Annotated in this window: 15 protein-coding genes; 6 read left to right on the plus strand and 9 right to left on the minus strand. The window is 35.8% G+C overall.

Translation table 11 applies throughout. The annotated features are described in order from the left end of the window. Positions 1-7 precede the first annotated feature (7 nt). Together VIX88_RS04265 and sucC are read left to right on the plus strand one after the other, a co-directional pair. Complete coding sequence (locus tag VIX88_RS04265; protein ID WP_109475500.1) at positions 8-397, plus strand: DUF423 domain-containing protein; 390 nt, start codon at positions 8-10, stop codon at positions 395-397. 85 nt (positions 398-482) lie between these two features. Beyond that, a complete protein-coding gene (sucC, locus tag VIX88_RS04270; protein WP_109475499.1) occupies positions 483-1,673 on the plus strand; it encodes an ADP-forming succinate--CoA ligase subunit beta in 1,191 nt (396 codons plus the stop codon). Positions 1,674-1,756: 83 nt separating this feature from the next. On the opposite strand, the gene VIX88_RS04275 is transcribed toward sucC, so the two are convergent. From VIX88_RS04275 to VIX88_RS04310, 8 genes are all read right to left on the minus strand, one after another. Next, positions 1,757-3,004: a serine hydrolase domain-containing protein gene (locus VIX88_RS04275; RefSeq protein ID WP_109475498.1), complete on the minus strand. Its 1,248-nt coding sequence runs from the start codon at positions 3,002-3,004 to the stop codon at positions 1,757-1,759. Between the two features lie 11 nt (positions 3,005-3,015). Then, positions 3,016-3,948 carry a 2-hydroxyacid dehydrogenase gene (locus VIX88_RS04280; RefSeq protein ID WP_109475497.1) on the minus strand — a complete coding sequence of 311 codons (933 nt, stop codon included), beginning with the start codon at positions 3,946-3,948 and terminating at the stop codon, positions 3,016-3,018. 6 nt (positions 3,949-3,954) lie between these two features. After that, positions 3,955-4,464: an acyl-CoA thioesterase gene (locus VIX88_RS04285; protein WP_109475496.1), complete on the minus strand. Its 510-nt coding sequence runs from the start codon at positions 4,462-4,464 to the stop codon at positions 3,955-3,957. A 1-nt stretch (position 4,465) separates the two neighbouring features. Next, a complete protein-coding gene (locus VIX88_RS04290) occupies positions 4,466-5,146 on the minus strand; it encodes a hypothetical protein (RefSeq protein ID WP_064970296.1) in 681 nt (226 codons plus the stop codon). A gap of 274 nt (positions 5,147-5,420) precedes the next feature. After that, complete coding sequence (locus VIX88_RS04295) at positions 5,421-6,140, minus strand: DNA-binding domain-containing protein (RefSeq protein WP_109475495.1); 720 nt, start codon at positions 6,138-6,140, stop codon at positions 5,421-5,423. Positions 6,141-6,238: 98 nt separating this feature from the next. Beyond that, positions 6,239-8,122 carry a hypothetical protein gene (locus VIX88_RS04300; protein ID WP_214193887.1) on the minus strand — a complete coding sequence of 628 codons (1,884 nt, stop codon included), beginning with the start codon at positions 8,120-8,122 and terminating at the stop codon, positions 6,239-6,241. 643 nt (positions 8,123-8,765) lie between these two features. Continuing rightward, positions 8,766-10,325 carry a ribonuclease E/G gene (locus tag VIX88_RS04305; RefSeq protein WP_064971037.1) on the minus strand — a complete coding sequence of 520 codons (1,560 nt, stop codon included), beginning with the start codon at positions 10,323-10,325 and terminating at the stop codon, positions 8,766-8,768. Positions 10,326-10,547: 222 nt separating this feature from the next. Further along, a complete protein-coding gene (locus tag VIX88_RS04310) occupies positions 10,548-10,841 on the minus strand; it encodes an HU family DNA-binding protein (RefSeq protein ID WP_004919742.1) in 294 nt (97 codons plus the stop codon). Positions 10,842-10,887: 46 nt separating this feature from the next. Between VIX88_RS04310 and mutY the strand changes: the two genes are divergently transcribed. The 4 genes from mutY to VIX88_RS04330 all read left to right on the plus strand — a co-directional run bounded on the left by mutY (position 10,888) and on the right by VIX88_RS04330 (position 14,943). After that, on the plus strand, positions 10,888-11,925 hold the full coding sequence (mutY, locus tag VIX88_RS04315) for an A/G-specific adenine glycosylase (protein WP_064971036.1): 1,038 nt from the start codon (positions 10,888-10,890) through the stop codon (positions 11,923-11,925). A 44-nt stretch (positions 11,926-11,969) separates the two neighbouring features. After that, entirely contained in the window at positions 11,970-12,533 is a 564-nt protein-coding gene (gldD, locus tag VIX88_RS04320) for a gliding motility lipoprotein GldD (RefSeq protein WP_064971035.1), read from the plus strand. A 25-nt stretch (positions 12,534-12,558) separates the two neighbouring features. Continuing rightward, entirely contained in the window at positions 12,559-13,479 is a 921-nt protein-coding gene (locus VIX88_RS04325) for a PfkB family carbohydrate kinase (RefSeq protein WP_064971034.1), read from the plus strand. 96 nt (positions 13,480-13,575) lie between these two features. After that, positions 13,576-14,943 (plus strand): peptidylprolyl isomerase, encoded by a 1,368-nt coding sequence (locus VIX88_RS04330; protein ID WP_064971033.1) that lies wholly within the window; start codon positions 13,576-13,578, stop codon positions 14,941-14,943. Positions 14,944-15,037: 94 nt separating this feature from the next. On the opposite strand, the gene alaS is transcribed toward VIX88_RS04330, so the two are convergent. Next, positions 15,038-17,641: an alanine--tRNA ligase gene (gene alaS, locus VIX88_RS04335; protein ID WP_064971032.1), complete on the minus strand. Its 2,604-nt coding sequence runs from the start codon at positions 17,639-17,641 to the stop codon at positions 15,038-15,040. Positions 17,642-17,778: the final 137 nt, after the last annotated feature.

Raw genomic sequence — 17,778 nt, forward strand, 5'->3', positions numbered from 1 at the left:
GAAAAGTATGAAAACATTTACACTCATTGTAGGAGGAATTTATGGACTAATGTCTGTGATTTTAGGAGCTTTTGGAGCTCATGCGTTTAAAAAGATTTTAAGCGTAGAAAAATTGGCAAGTTTTGAAACAGGAGTAAAGTATCAAATGTACTCTGCTCTATTTCTTTTAGTAATTGGTTTTTTTCTAAAATTCGATAATGGATTAGAAAAGTGGACATCATTGCTAATGATAATAGGGACTTTTTTATTCTCTGTGAGTATTTATTTCTTGGCTTTTCAAGAAGTTTGGGGCGTTAGTTTAAGATTTTTGGGACCTATTACCCCATTAGGAGGGCTGTGTATGATTATCAGTTGGGCAATGCTCATTACGCTAGTAGCAAGGGCTAAAGTAGGGTAAACAAAAAAGATTTCTATCTTCCAAAGATTTTCTTTAAATTTGTAACTGTTTATAAAATCGTAAAATTTAATACAAAAATATATTTATGAATCTTCACGAGTATCAATCAAAAGAGATTTTAGCGAAATACGGCGTTAGAGTACAAAGAGGTATAGTAGCTAGCACCGTAGAGGAAGCAAAAAAAGCGGCAGAACAGCTTTCTGCAGAAACAGGAACTAAAGCGTGGGTAGTAAAAGCTCAAGTACACGCAGGTGGTAGAGGTAAAGGTGGAGGTGTTAAGTTTTCTCCTAACATGGAAAAGTTAGAAGAAAACGCAAGAAACATCATCGGAATGCAGTTAGTAACGCCTCAAACTTCTGCTGAAGGTAAAAAAGTACACTCTGTACTTGTTGCAGAAGATATGTATTACCCTGGGGATTCTGAACCAAAAGAATACTATGTTTCTGTACTTTTAGATAGAGCTAAAGGGAAGAATATGATTGTATATTCTACAGAAGGTGGTATGGATATAGAGCAAGTGGCAGAAGAAACTCCGCACCTTATCCATAACGAAGAGGTAGATCCTGCTTTAGGACTACAACCTTTCCAAGCTAGAAAGATTGCATTTAATCTAGGTTTAGAAGGAGAAGCGTTTAAGGATTTTGTAAAATTCATTACAGCTCTTTACAATGCTTATGTGGGTATTGATGCTTCTTTATTTGAAATCAACCCTGTTCTTAAAACTTCAGATAATAAAATTGCTGCAGTAGATGCTAAAGTAACTTTAGATAATAATGCACTTTTCCGTCATAAAGATTTAGCTGAATTAAGAGATAAAAGAGAGGAAGACCCTACAGAAGTTGAAGCTGGTGAAGCTGGATTAAACTTCGTTAAACTAGACGGTAATGTAGGTTGTATGGTAAACGGTGCTGGTTTGGCAATGGCTACTATGGATATTATTAAGCTTTCTGGAGGTAACCCTGCTAACTTCCTAGATGTAGGTGGTACTGCAGATGCTGAAAGAGTGGAAAAGGCATTTGGTATTATCCTTAAAGACCCTAATGTAAAAGCAATTCTTATCAACATCTTTGGTGGTATTGTAAGATGTGATAGAGTAGCACAAGGTGTAGTAGATGCTTACAAGAGCTTCGGAGAACTTCCTGTACCTCTTATCGTAAGATTACAGGGAACTAATGCTGAAGAAGCTAAGAGATTAATTGATGAGTCTGGATTACCAGTACATTCTGCAATTACTCTAGAAGAAGCGGCAAATAAAGTAAAAGAGGTATTAGCTTAATTAAAAAAGTAATACTTTTAAAATATAAAAGACCAGTTCGTTAGAGCTGGTCTTTTTGGTTTATTATTATATTAAATCACTATTTATTGTAATGAATCGCTTGAAGATGAAGGAAGAGCATTCGGTACATTTGGCATCATCTCCTTTTTTAGAGTTTCTGTTTCCAACGGAAAATCATCAAACAAACCAGATAAAGCAACCGCCGAATAGACTCTTCTAGAAAATTTATTACCTATCGCAATAATACTTACCTTAGAATCTAAAAGATGTACAAATACGGAATTAGAGCCGTGCCACCAACCATTGTGATAAGTCAGTTTTTTATTATTATCAAAAATTTTCATTCTAAACCCTAAGCCGTAATTGTTAATCCCTTTTTTCTCATTACTATAAGGTGTGAATATCTTTTCTTTCAAATCCGAAGGTAAAAACTCTTTAGAGAACATCGCTTGTGAAAACTTTAGTAAATCTCTAGGAGTGGTATAAATATTTTTATCCCCATAGATGAGGTCTAAATTATTAAGAGGATACAGCTTGTTATTTTTATAATAGAACGATTGTGCCGCCGTGGCAATATCCTTTTGCTGAAATACAAAAGTGTGTTTCATTTCAAGAGGTGCAAACAGCATTTCCTTCATTGCAGTAGGATAATCTTTTTGGGTAACCTTCTCTATAATTAGGGCTAGTAAAGCGTAGTTGGTATTACAGTACATAAACCCTGTGCTAGTAGGTCTAGCTAGCTCTGGCTTATATCTAATAAGTAGATTTAGAACATCTTGATTGGTTAAAAAAGACTGTGATAACTCTTTAGGTTTAGGTTCTAGAGTTTCAATAAAATGTTCATACTTTGGAAGTCCACTTCTATGGCTAAGTAAATCTATAACTCTGATATTAGCATACGGAAACTTTGGAAAAAAAGTGGTAATATCTTGGTCTAGTTTTATTTTTTTTGCTTCTATCAGCTTCATAATTGCCATTGCCGTCATCGTCTTAGAAATAGAAGCAATGTGTAAAGGCGTATTTTGATTGATGGGCATCTGTTGGTTCTCTCTGCCATAGCCCCTGTATTTTTCAAAAATAATATTATCGCCTTTAGCGATTAAGATTCCTCCACTTAAATCACCTCCTACCCAAGTGTTTTGGTAATATTCTTTCAAAAGGTGTTTTAGAGAATCCTCATTAGCTACCGAATTATCCTCTTTTGTAAAAATATCCTCCGCATCTACCTTAGAAAAATGAGGCAAATTGGTTTTAACCTCCTCACTACTTTCTTGTTTTTTAGAACAAGAGAATGTTAGCAATCCACACGCAATAATCCACCACCATTTCATATTTTAATCTATTATTTTTTAAACTTTGCTAAAATCTTATCTACAATCACTTGGGCTAATTTTATCTTACTTTCGTGCGTCCAACCTGCAATATGAGGCGTAACAATCACTTTATCCGAGTTTAAAAGAAAAGCTAAATCTTCATTCTGAATTTCTAAGTTTTCAAAAGAGCTTTTTTCATATTCTAAAACATCTAGACAAGCCCCTTTTATCTTACCGCTTTTAAGTGCCGAAACCACATCTGAAGTTACCACATTCTTCCCTCTAGCTGTATTGATGAGATAAAAATTCTTCTTCATTTTTTGAATAGAATCAGCATTAAGCCAGCCTATGGTATCCTCTGCTAGAGGTAAATGAAGACTTAGAATATCCGCTTTTTCTTGTAACACTTCTAACGGAACTTGTTGGGCGTATTGGTCTGACAAGTTAGGTTTAATATCGTGAAATATCACCTCGCACCCAAAACCTGATAGCCTTTGAGCTAAGGCTTTTCCCATATTACCATATCCTATAATACCTACCGTCTTATCTTTAATTTCTTCCCCTCGGTTTTCCTCTCGCTTCCAAATACCTTTTTTGATCTCTTCCGATGAAATGAACAAACGATTCATCAGTACCAAAAGACAGCCTAAACTGTGTTCTGCCACCGCATCTCGGTTGCCTTCTGGAGAATTAAAAAGACAAATCCCAAGTTCTTCTGCCTTTTCGGTATCTATATTTTCCATTCCTGCCCCTACTCTCGCAATCCATTTTAGATTTTTGGCTTGAGTTAAAAAACGAGCGTCTAGCGGAATTCTACTCCTAATAATAATACCCTCGTAAGGTTCTATTTTGTCTAAAATTTCTTCGTAAGAAGAAGTAATATCCTCATCTATTGTAAACCCATTAGCTGTGAGCTGCTCCGTAATAAGAGGGTGATTTTTATCTAGTTGTAAAACCTTCATAAATGATTAAATGAATAGTTTTTTTAGCTCCACAGAATCTTGTGCCTTCATTCTTCCAGACAGAATAAGGGAAAGTTCTTTTCTTCTAAGAGCTGCCATATAACGCTCTTTTTCTATATCCGTTTCTGGTTCTAACTCTGGGATAGGCACAGGCTTATTAAACGAATCCACCGCTACAAAGGTGTATATTCCTTCGTTGGTATGTACTTTTTTCTGTGTAATAGGGTCGTCCATCCATACATCTACATAAACCTCCATAGAGGTAGAAAATGCACGCGTTACTTTAGACTCCAAAACCACCACACCTCCCTCTGGAATAGGATGATTAAAGGAAACATGATTTACCGAAGCCGTTACCACCCTTCTTCCGCAATGTCTAGAGGCTGATATAGAAGCACATCTGTCCATTTTAGAGAGGAGCTCTCCTCCAAACAAATTTCCCAAATGATTGGTTTCGTTTGGGAGTACAATATTAGTCATTACCGTAAGGCTATCTTTAGGCGTTTTTTTCGTCATATTATTTTAAATTGTTAGCTGGTAAAGAATCTTGCTTTAAACTATCTATTACCAAAGTATCATTAGTCTTAGTTGCTTTTACAGGTTGAAGTGTAGTGGTCTTTGGGGCTTTATCCTTTTCAAAACTTTTCACACCGAATAAAATTTCAGGGTGATAGAAATTCAAATATCCCAATATCCCCGCTGGAATAATAAAAATAAGTAGCCAAAGTACCACTTTCCAAGCATTAGATTTCTTAGGTTGAGAAGGTTGAGTTTCTTTTTGGGAACTCATTTCAGAAAGATTGATTGCCTCTAGCCCATAGACATCAGGCGAATCTAAGTAAATCCGTTGCCCTACAAAAGAAAAACCTTGAGTGTCTGAATTAAATGCCCCTAGAGCTTCTACCTCAAAAGATTCTCCTGCTTCTATTTTTTTCTTCCAATAGTCTGTTTGTGTTTTTATTTCAAAGTCAGCTGTTTGGGAACTGATGCCTTTAATTTGAGCTACAAAATTGACAAAACTACTCTCTTTTAAAAGATAGTTCTTTTCTAGTACAATCTGCTTAGCAGGAGGCAGTATATGACCTTCCTCGTTACTGATAATTGCACCAGAGTACTTTAAAGAAAAAACACCAAAGTGAGGCACAGCTACACTGCCATGAGTTTTAAGAGCCTCTAAAATACAACTTGCTATATTCATTATGGAGGCAAAGTTATACTTTTTTTGGCAAAAAATGGGCGTAATCCCTTAGGAATTAACCAAAACTATTGCCCTATAAATAGGTTTAAGCATTAAGATATGAGCCATTTTCAATAGAGCGTCTGTCCTTACCGTAACAGGCTATCTGTTAGCCTAAGGACAGACACCCTGTTACGGTAAGTACGGATACTCTGTTCCGTAGCATTCGGCAAAAGGCAACAAAATAGGCTACTCTTTAAATGAGTAGCCTTTGTTTTAAAATTAAAATACTTTATTAAGCAATAACCACAGGATTGGGCAGCCGCTCCGTTCTTGGTTCTTTTAGTAAGACGGAACCCGTGCTGCTTTGCGTGGTAATGCTTAGCTCATAATTACCTGCTTCTAAATCCGAAGGCACAAGAATGAGTAACCTTGATGGCTCATTAAGCACAATATGCTCTGCTGAGAGTTTTACCTCATTTTGGTTGTCTAGATTTTTAAAGACGATACCATTTTTAGGATTATCGCCGTCTATTTTAATGTAAGTGCCTTTGATTTCGGCATTTTTGCCTTTGGTAAGCGTACCGTCTGTTTTGCCTGTAGCTTTGTCGGTAATGCTGAACACACTCATTGGGCTAGACTGCTCGCCTAGGATTTCTACTTTGGTATCATTAGCAGCTTTTCTTAGGTCGGTGCCTTGATTGACATTGACATATACGGAATGTTTCTCCTTATCCCAAGTTTTGTCGTAAAACACGCCCTTAATGGCAGGACGCATATACACCAGCCCTGTATTTACGCTATAACCATTAAGTACCAACTCTGAGGCTTTGCGATTAAAACGAGTGATAATATCTACCGCAGTTTCAGTCTGTATCTCCATACCCTCTTTTTTAAGGGCTTCTATGATTTCTGTAATGCCAAGGCTACCACCTAGAAGTGGCACGGCTACAAAATCGTTAGGGTCATCTTTCGTGAGTAGGTTGGGACGCAACCACGCTTTTAGTGTATTCATAATGTATAAATTTTTAAGGTTAAGCTTTTGTATACTTTGTTCTGATTTGAAATATAAAAATCCCCATTGTGATACTATCGCAATGGGGAAAGGTTAAACTATTTTACTAATAAGGCTTCTAGCTTCTGTAAACGAGCTTCTAATTCTGCTATTTTAGCATCTTTAGCTTTTAGAACCTTGTCTTGCTCTATGCTGTGTAGATAAAGTTCCTCTATCTTTTCCACATTGGTCAGTTGAGTAGCCATAAGGTCTATATAACCTTGTTTTTTGATAGCTTCCGCATATTGGTAACCTGGTAAATGCCCATTAGTTTTTACAAAATCTTCTACTTGGCTAAGGGTTTTAAAGCTATAATCTGATTTAATGCTAGAAGTACCTGTATAATACTTTTGGAACACATAGTCTGGGAAGATAGCGGCATTAGTACCTATAAAACCCGTGGCTTTTACATTACCCGCAACCTCTAATTTTTCTGCTGGAGATTCAACGCCAATACCTACCGCACCATCAGCAGATATTCTCATTTTTTCTGTAGGTAAAGTTAAGTTAGGATTAGTACCAAGCGTAGGACTTTGTGTTCTAAATATCAAGTTAGAGCCACCATCTCCTCGTCCATTCATTTGATCTACAATCTGAGTGGTTGCATTTACTTTCTTAGTTCCATCAACAGATGTTCCATTTATAAATTGAAATATAGTCTCTTGATTTGAAGTCCAATTATGATTTCTTATTGTTACTTTATCTCCAAATGAATTCTCTCCAGCATTAGTATAGATAGCATAGTTTTTATTAACCCCTCTATCTACATTTGCGACTACCAAACCATACATTTCATCAATACTATTTATAGTAGTTGGAATATTAAAGTAAGTGCTATTACCTACTAATCTACCTATCTTACCAGTCCAAGTATCGGTTATAATTGCTTGATTATAGTTAAGAGCCACTGCATTTAATGTCCCTTTTGAATATTTATTTAGATGAATTCTATTTTCAGTACCAAATAACTGATTAACTTCTCCCGTTCCTCTCGGTGTCAAATAGTTAAAAGCAGCTGTCATATAAGGAGTCTGATTAGCCGTATAAGAAGAGGCTTGACTATAAGCACCTACTACCCTATCAGCACTACCATCATATAGTGTAGCAATAGAATAATCTCCTATCATTAGATTTATCTTCCCTTTACCATAATGTTCAGAGGCGTTAACATTAGCGTATAAAGCACTATAATTACTCGCTGTAGTAGCTGTAGTAGCAATGGTATTTCTTTGCCCAAAAATTCGGTTATATACACCTGCATCATTTTTTTCATCTACCAATAAATAATTGTGTATTAACTGTTTTTCCTTATAAAGAGGATCTACATAAGATACAGGAATTTTATCTGCATAGCCTAAATTTATATTTAATGAATTACCTAAGTTCATTGATGACAAATCTATACTTCCTGTTTCTATTTGCTGAGTTGAAGGATTGTGTTTACTATAATTTCTCAAAACCTTCGGCACATTCTTAAAAGCCCCTACAGATGAATAAGAAATATTACTTTCAATATTACCATCTATCAATTTAATATCATTATTGCTCTGTTTTTGCCAAATATCATCATTATTTCCTGCTCTTCTTACCCATTCTGTACCATTATAGTAGTAATAGCCTTTCTCTGTGATTTTAGCTACTTTGATATCATTACCTATATAGTCACTTATAGCACCTTTAGTTTTACTAGTATCATCTATTACATAGACCAAAGTTCCCTCCACAGGTGTTGCAATGCTTGCCACACGAGTTTTACTTAACTTAGGTGCTAAAATACCTTCATTAGTGGTTGCTGTAACATCTCCATTCTTTGCTGTAGGCTGAATATCCAAAGTAGCTTGAGGTGATGATGTATTAACCCCCACTTTCCCACTTTGTCCGTAAACTACTAAGCCTAAGCCTAAAAAGGCGAATACACTTAATTTTGTAGTCTTTGTTTTCATAACATTTAATTTAAAATTGTTCATATTTGATTATTTAAGGTTATAGATATTGGATTGTAGAAGTTGGGTGTTGGACTTAAGGGTTGATGAGACTATACTGAGCTCTAATATCTCATCTCTAAGTTCTAACCTAAAAAAACGCCTTCCCCCTCTAAACACACACAAAATGAGAGGAAAGGCTAAAACAGAAAGAGCAGAACACTCCTCCTGAACACTAGAAGCACTAAACAAGAACGACCATGTTGTTTTAAAAAACAAAAATGCTTCTAGTAGATGGTTATGTAAATAATATAAACATGAAAAACCTCCAATAAATATTAGTGGAGTTGTATTTTTTCTAAATGATAAAAGTTGAAATAATTTTCTAGATAATACGACGCATACGCAGGTAATTATCTGTGTGTGTGTGTGTGTGTGTGTGTGTGTGTGTGTGTGTGTTTACACAATTATTTGGAACTACCAAATTTTTGTGTAAGTTTTTTTCACTTTTTTGTATGTTGCTGATAGTGTATCGCATAAATATAGAGCAAACTTATAACCTTTTAAGCAAGTATGCAAGTTTTTAGAATCAATTCTCTTATTTTTTCTCAAAATAAGAGAAACAAAAATCACCCTCTCGTACTGGAGAAGGTGATTGTATTTTTTAGTTTGAGAAACTTGCTAACTCTTGTTTTTGGCTATTGTAAACCCTATATTCTAAATATTTGAAAGAGTCTCTCGGGATAATAGTTACCCACTTTTTGTACTTTAAGTACCATTTGGTCTGTATACTCATAAGACCTTTGGTAAGGTAAGCCTCCACAAACGGATGGGTGTGTAGATAAAGCCTTCCTTTTTCTTTTTGCATAAGTCCTTTTAGGACTTCTGTCATTTTCTCTACAATGACCACCGGTGCTAAAATTTCACCGTCTTTATTTGGGTTTTCTTCCTTAGTTTCTATCACCGTTTCAGAACGAACCCTTTGCCTTGTAATTTGTATCAGTCCAAATTTACTAGGTGGCAAAATCTTATGTTTTGCCTTATCTCGTTTCATTTCATTTTTAAGATGCTCGTAAAGTTCTCTACGATGCTCGGCATCTCTCATATCTATGAAATCTACTACTATAATGCCTCCCATATCTCTAAGCCTTAGCTGTCTTGCAATCTCTGTAGCTGCCATTCTGTTTACGTTAAAGGCATGCTCTTTATTAGCTTGGCTTCCTGCGGTTATATTGTTTCCAGAATTTACATCTATCACATGCAGTGCTTCTGTATGCTCTATAACCAAATAAGCACCTTTGGAGCTGGGGATATTAACATGCTTACCAAAGCTTTGCTTAAGCTGTTTTTCTACATTATAGTATTCTAATAGTGGGATATGATGGTCATAAAATTCCACTATATTTTTTCTCTCTGGTGCAATTACCTCTAGGTAATTTTTCATTTCTTGCACCATATCTTCATCATCACAGATGATGCTTACAAAATCTGCATTAAAATTATCCCTTAGGATAGCAGACGCTTTTTCTTCCTCACTTAGGATTTTAGAAGGCACTTTGCCTCGTTGTATGTTCTTAAAACAAGTCTCCCACTTCTGAACCAACTGGTTCATATCATTATGAAGCTCAGCTACTTTTTTACCTTCTGCTACGGTTCTTATAATTACCCCAAAACCTTCTGGTTTGATGCTTTCTATAAGCGCTCTCAGGCGTTCTCTCTCCGCCGAGTCTTTAATTTTCTTTGATACCGAAACTTTTTGGTCAAATGGTATCAATACTAAAAAACGCCCCGTAAGAGAAACTTGGGTAGAAATTCTAGCTCCTTTAGTAGAGATAGGCTCTTTGGTAACTTGTAGCAAAACTACATCGTCCTTAGCCAAAACGCTATCTACCATACCGTTTTTATCCAACGCTTTTTCTATGGGAAAATTCTTTAGACCTGAGTCGTTTTTCCGTTTAGATAAAGTCTCGTTGAGAAATTTACGATAGGTAAGATACTGAGGCCCTAAATCCTGATAATGCAAAAAGGCATCTTTATCATAGCCTATATTTACAAAAGCAGCATTAAGGTTAGGTGCTAGCTTTTTAATCTTTCCGAGGAAAATATCTCCTACAACAAAATCACTCTCTTGTTCTTGTTCGTGTAGCTCAAATAAGCGTCCGTCTTCTATCAATGCAATCTTAGAAGCACCGCCTTCATTAGATATTAGCAGTTCTTTTTTCATTCTAAAATTATCTTAGATAGTTAAACAAAAATATAGTTGATGTATTTTACCTTGATAAAACATCAACTATATTATATTTAATAAGAGATTATGACTTATTTCTTCTTCTTGTGTCTGTTTTGTCTTCTTCTCTTCTTTCTCTTGTGAGTTGCTACCTTGTGTCTTTTTCTTTTCTTTCCGCTAGGCATAGTTTATATTTTTTATGTTAATAAATAAATTGAATTAATCCTTTACTGGAACTTTAGTTTTTACTCTTTCTGCAAAAGATTTAGATGGTTTAAACGCTGGAATGTTATGTGCAGGAATTTCTATAGCTGTATTTTTAGAGATATTTCTTCCTGTTTTAGCAGCACGAGTCTTAATAATGAAAGATCCAAAACCTCTTAAGTAAACATTATTACCTTCATAAAGAGAACCTCTTATCTCCTGCATAAAAGCCTCTATTACTTTCTGCGTATCATTCTTCTCAATACCCAACTTGTTCGATATGGTATTTACCAATTCTGCTTTTGTCATTTCCTTTTTTGTTTTTATTTTTGGTGTGCAAATATATAACTTATTTTTGAAAATAAACAAACAAAACCCTGATTTTCTAAACATTGGCTTTAGAATACTCCAATGGTACAAACAAAACGCTAGAGACCTACCTTGGAGAGCTACTACAAACCCTTATAATATATGGATTTGTGAGATTATTTTACAACAAACCCAAGTACAGCAAGGTCTTCAGCATTACCTTAATTTTGTAGCTAGATTTCCTGATGTAAAATCTTTAGCAGAAGCCGATACAGACGAGGTACTCCTCTACTGGAAAGGCTTAGGTTATTACTCTAGAGCCATCAATCTACAATATGCTGCTAGGCAAATCATGCAAGATTTTGGAGGAACATTCCCTACCAATCACAAAGACATTCTAAAACTAAAAGGTATAGGAAAATACACCGCCGCTGCCATTTGCAGTATATCATACCAGTTGCCCTACCCTGCCATAGATGGTAATTTTTACCGTGTGTTCTCTAGATTTTTTGCTGATGATTTTGACATTTCAAAATCTAATGCGTTTGATTATTTTTCAGAACTCACCAAAGACCTCGTCCCTAAAGATAACCCTGGCGATTTCAACCAAGCAATTATGGATTTAGGTTCTGGCATTTGCAAACCTAAACAGCCTTCGTGTGAGCTGTGTCCTTTAAGTAAAGATTGTGTCGCTTTTAATACAGGGACAATAGATAAATTTCCTGTCAAAATAAAAAAGGTAAAAACCGAAGACATAAAACTAAAATACTACTTTATCCATCACAATGATTCTTTTGTAGTAAAGAAACGCGACCGCTCTTCTATTTGGAAAAATCTTTATGATTTCCCAGAGTTTTTACCTGAACATTTAGAAGAGTACATCTCCAACCACAGTACTATTAAACACAAACTCACACACAAAAACTTAGAAATAGAGTTTGTTACTGTTACCTTACCTAGTGCTAAGCTATTAGAACAATTTGCTCACGACCATAACTTCAATTTTATAGATTATGAAAGTTCGCAACAAAAATCGTTTCCGAAGCCTTTAGAAAACTACATTGATAAAACTTTCAACAAATAGCATTTTTACCACCTTAATTGGTAAGTATTTTTTATTTTTGCACAATGTTTAAAGTTATCACACTTTCCATTATCCTAGTCTTTACTCTCATCGGATGTAAAGGCGAAACCTTACCCAAACCTAAAGGAGAGCTCCGCTTAGAGTATCCCAAAGTACATTACCAGCCCTTTAACAATACTTGTAATTATACTTTTGAGTTCTCAGATTTTGCTAAGGTAACACCAGCTAAACAGAGAGAATGTTGGTTTAACCTCAGCTATCCTAAAATGAAAGCTAATGTGTTTTTAACCTACTTCCCTATAAAAAACGACTTTCAACTACACGTAAAGGAAGCTGAAAAAATGGTTTACGAACACACCATAAAAGCCAGTGCCATAGAAACCAAATCTTTTAGCTATCCCGAGAAAAGAGTATTTGGTAACTTTTACGAACTAAAGGGCGAGTCTGCATCTAACATTCAGTTTTTTATCACAGACAGCACTCATCATTTTATAACGGGAAATTTATATTTTAACTCTCGTCCCAAACCAGACTCTCTTGCCCCTGCGGTAGAATACATAAAAACAGATATACTCCACTTGATAGAAACCTTCCAGTGGAAGAAATAATTATAAAAATTCAAACAGAAAAACAATGAAACTTTTAGCTGTAGGAACTGTTGCTTTTGATGCCATAGAAACCCCTTTTGGAAAAACCGACAAAACACTAGGTGGTGCTGCTACTTATATAGGGTTAGCCGCTTCTGTAATGGAAGCTAGTGTAGGGCTTGTTTCTGTGGTAGGAGGAGATTTCCCTCAAGAAGAATTAGATATGATGCTGCGTAAAAACATCAATATTGATGGGGTAGAAATTATCCCTAACGGAAAAACTTTCTTTTGGTCAGGGAAATACCATAGCGACTTAAATGTTAGAGATACCGTATCTACAGAACTGAATGTTCTTGAAAACTTTGACCCAAAAATCCCAGAAAAAGCTCAAGAGGCAGAGGTATTACTATTAGGAAACTTGCACCCTGCGGTACAAATGTCGGTTCTTAACAAAATGAAAAACCGCCCCAAGCTCGTTATCCTAGACACTATGAATTTTTGGATGAAGCATACTTGGGATTTATTATTAGACATTATTTCTAAAATAGACATCATTTGCATTAACGACGAAGAGGCTAGACAACTTTCTGGAGAATATTCATTAGTAAAAGCCGCTCAAAAAATCCGAAAGATGGGACCTCAATTTATCATCATTAAAAAAGGAGAACACGGAGCTTTACTCTTTGATAAAAACCAAATCTTTGCAATTCCTGCTTTACCTTTAGAAGATGTGTTTGACCCTACAGGTGCGGGAGACTCTTTTGCTGGAGGTTTTGCAGCCCACCTTGCTAAAACCCAAGATTACAGCTTTGAAAATATGAAAACTGCTCTAATGATGGGGTCTGCTATTGCTTCTTTTACGGTAGAAAAATTCGGTACAGAAAGACTTGCCAATATATCAGAAACTATGCTTAAAGAAAGAATACAAGAATTTAAAAAGTTAACTGCCTTTGAAGTAAAACTTTAAACAGCTACAAATTTTAAGAAATAATTATAATAAAATATTAAGAGTTATTGTTTAATAATTCTATTTTTGCAACTTAGGTTTTAAATTTAATTAAATATGAACTATAAACATAAAATTACCTTCCTACTGAGTTTTTTTATCACATTACTTTCGTTTAACGCTCATGCACAGCTTAAACCTGGGGACTTAGTGGACGGAATAGCCGCAGTAGTAGGCAACGAAATAGTTTTAGAATCAGATATAGAACAGCAAGAGAATTACGCTCGTCAGCAAGGGGCACAAACGGCTAATAGATGTGAGTTCTTGGAAAAAGTATTAAGCAATAAGTTACTCATCTACGAAGCAAAGAAAGACACCTTAATAGAAAATCATTCTGAAGCTATTAAGCAACAGGCAGAAGCCAAGTATAACGAACTTTTAGCACAATTCCCATCAGAAAAGGAGCTTCTAGCCGCTTACAAATTCAGAAATTCATTTGAGATGAAATCTGCAATAGAGCAAATCGATACTGACCAATATTACGGACAAGCTAAATATCAAAGAATTACTAGCGGTGTTAACATTACACCAAACGAAGTTACCGACTTCTACAATACCTATAAGGGACAACTTCCTATGGTGAAAGACGAAATTTCGTTAGCAAAGATTACCCTTTATCCTAAATTAACAAAGGAGCATCAGCAAAAATTAATTGATAAACTTAACCAAATCAAGAAAGACATAGAAGGCGGTGAAAGTTTTGAAAAAATGGCAAGGATATATTCCGAAGACCCAGGGTCTGCTGCTACTGGAGGACTATACAAAAACATCGCAAAGGGAGCTATGGTAAAAGCTTTTGAAGCTGCTGCCCTCAATTTACAGGAAGGCGAACTTTCTAAACCTATAGAATCTGAGTTTGGATATCATCTTATACAGCTTATTAAGAAAAGTGGTAAATTCTACGATGCTAGACATATACTACTAAAAGCAGAACCTAACACGGAAGAAATAGCTGCAGCTAAGAAAGAACTAAATGAAATAAGAAAGCAAATAGAAGACGGTAAAATTACCTTTAAAGAAGCGGCTTACAAATACTCTGATGACAAAGCTACCAAATTTAACGCTGGAGTTATTTCTACACCTGGAGGTTCTGACAGACTAGAAAAACTGCACCTTCCTGCAAATTACAGCTACCAGATTGTGGGATTAAAGGTAGGAGACATTACAGAGGCGTTTGAAGATGTAGCAGATAGAGATAAAAAAGTGGTAAGCATCGTTAAAGTTTTAGAGGAAATTCCTGCACACTCACTTGACTTAACTTCTGACTATGAGAGAATCAAGAACTACGCTCTAGAACAAAAAAAGGGTAAAGTTATGGAGAAATGGATTGTTGAAAAACTACCAGATACTTTTATATCTATTGATGGGCGTTACAAATCTTGTCAGTTTGATGTAGATTGGAACAAACAAGCTCTTATCAAATAAGATAAAACACAAAAAACAGCTAATTAGTTTTAGCTGTTTTTTTAGACCTATAATTAAAAAAGGATTGTTCTCTAAGAACAATCCTTTTAGTTTTTTATAAACTTTGAGCTTTTTCGTAAGCCTTTGGTAAACCTTCTAGATTTTTACCACCTGCTGTAGCAAATCCTGGGTTACCACCACCACCGCCTTGTATTTCTTTAGCCAACTCTTTCACTATAGCTCCAGCATTATAGCTATCGCCTAAATCGTCAGAAACACCTACGCTTATCATAGGCTTATCGTTAGCATCGGAAAGGATAACTATTACCGAAGTCGGCACCTCTTTTTTAAGCTGAAACACAATATCTTTAACCGATGCTGCATCTAGAGAAGTCATTTTCACTAATAGATTCTTACCTTCCTTGGAAACAAACTGATTTTTCCAATCTGCCGTTTCATTTTTGGCTAACTCTTTTTTGATAGTTTCTAATTCTGATTTCAACTTCTGATTTTCCTCCAACAACTTCTCTACTGATTTCTGAACATCTTTAGTTTTTAATACAAGAGACAGTTGAACCATTTGTTCCTCCAACTCTTTAAAATAAGCATTCGCTTTTTCGGAAGAGATGGCCTCTATCCTACGAATACCTGCCGCAGTAGAACTTTCGGAAACAATTTTGAACAAACCTATCTCACTTGTAGATTTAGCGTGAGTACCACCACACAATTCTTTAGAACTTCCGAACTGAATCATTCTAACATTATCCCCATACTTTTCTCCAAAAAGAGCCATTGCTCCTTTATCTAGAGCTTCCTGTATTGGGATATTTCTGTACTCTTGTAAGCTAATATTCTCTTTAATTTTAGCGTTTACTTTTTCTTCCACTAAAGCAATCTCCTCATCAGACATTTTACTAAAGTGAGAGAAGTCAAATCTTAAATAATCTGCTCCCACGAAAGAACCTTTCTGCTCCACATGAGTTCCTAGAACTTCTCTTAGAGCCTCGTGTAAAAGGTGTGTTGCAGAGTGGTTAGCTTGTGTATTTCTACGCAACCTGCTATCCACAACCGCTGTAAACTCTTTCTCTGGAGCCTGTGGCAAATCTTTAATAAGAGAAATATTAAGGTTATTCTCCTTTTTGGTGTCTAGTACTTCAAACTGACCTTCCTCGCTTTCTATATAACCTTTATCTCCTACTTGTCCCCCACCTTCTGCATAGAAAGGGGTTTGGTTAAACACTACTTGGTAGAATACACCGTCTTTATTTTCTAATTTTCGGTATTTCGTGATGAACACCTTATGTTCTAACTGGTCATAACCTACAAAAGACTCCGTTTCGTCTTTTAAAGTAACCCAATCATAGACTTTCTGAGCCGAAGACTTTTTAGAACGCTGTTTTTGTTTCTCCATCTCCTCATCAAAACCCTTTTCGTCCACGGTAAGCCCTTTTTCCTCTGCTATAATCCTAGACAAATCTGCAGGAAAACCATAAGTATCATACAACTCAAAAACTTCTGCTCCAGGTAAAGTCTTTTCACCTTTTTTAAGCGTTTCTTGAATAATATTTTCTAACCTTACTAAGCCGTGCTCTATGGTTTTAAGGAATGAGTTTTCCTCCTCCTTAATCACCTCTGTAACCAATTTCTCTTGCTTTTCTATCTCTGGGAAAAATGCCCCCATCTGATTTTTAAGCACCGCTACAAGTTCGTACAAGAACGCCTCTTTCATATCTAAGAAACGGTACGAGTAAGAAATGGCACGGCGTAAAATTCTTCTGATAACATAACCTGCCCCCGTGTTAGATGGTAACTGACCGTCAGCAATGGCAAAAGACACCGCACGGATATGGTCTACCACTACTCTTATTGCAATATCTTTCTCATTATCTAATAAGCCTTCGTACTTTTTATGCGAAAGTTGCTCTACCTTAGCAATCAAAGGCGTGAAGACATCTGTATCATAATTAGAAGTTTTACCTTGTAGTGCCATACATAACCTTTCGAAGCCCATACCTGTATCCACATGTTGAGCAGGAAGTTTCTCTAAGCTACCATCAGCTTTGCGGTTAAACTCCATAAATACAAGATTCCATACTTCTATAACCTGCGGGTGGTCTTGGTTTACCAAATCTTTACCTGAAACTTTGGACTTTTCCTCCTCGCTTCTTAAATCAATATGAATTTCCGAGCAAGGTCCACAAGGTCCAGATTCGCCCATTTCCCAGAAGTTATCCTTTTTATTTCCGTTAAGAATTCTATCTTCAGCAATGTAAGACTTCCAGCAGTTGTATGCCTCTTGGTCTCTCTCTAGATTTTCGGTAGCATCACCTTCAAAAATGGTAACATATAAATTCTCCTTTGGGATTTTATAAACCTCTGTAAGTAATTCCCACGCAAAAGCAATTGCCTCCCTTTTAAAGTAGTTTCCAAAAGACCAGTTGCCTAGCATCTCAAACATTGTATGGTGGTAGGTATCTCTCCCCACATCGTCTAAGTCGTTATGTTTCCCAGACACACGCAAACATTTCTGTGTATCTGCAATTCTAGGAGCTTTAGGTGTTTTGTAGCCTAAAAAGTAATCCTTAAACTGTGTCATTCCCGAGTTAGAAAACATCAGTGTAGGGTCGTCTTTCAATACTATTGGTGCGGAAGGCACTATAAGGTGTTCTTTACTTTTAAAAAAATCTAAAAAAGCCTGTCTTATCTGCTGTGAAGTCATTATATATACTATCTAAATTACAATTGGTGGCAAATTTACACAAAAATCATATAAAACAGCACTATTACCCCAACTTACAATACTGAAAATTAGCTCTCTTACTTTTATTTTCATAAAACAAAATATTCTGTTATATT

Origin of the sequence: Riemerella anatipestifer (assembly GCF_035666175.1) — a bacterium.
GTDB classification, from domain to species: domain Bacteria; phylum Bacteroidota; class Bacteroidia; order Flavobacteriales; family Weeksellaceae; genus Riemerella; species Riemerella anatipestifer_D.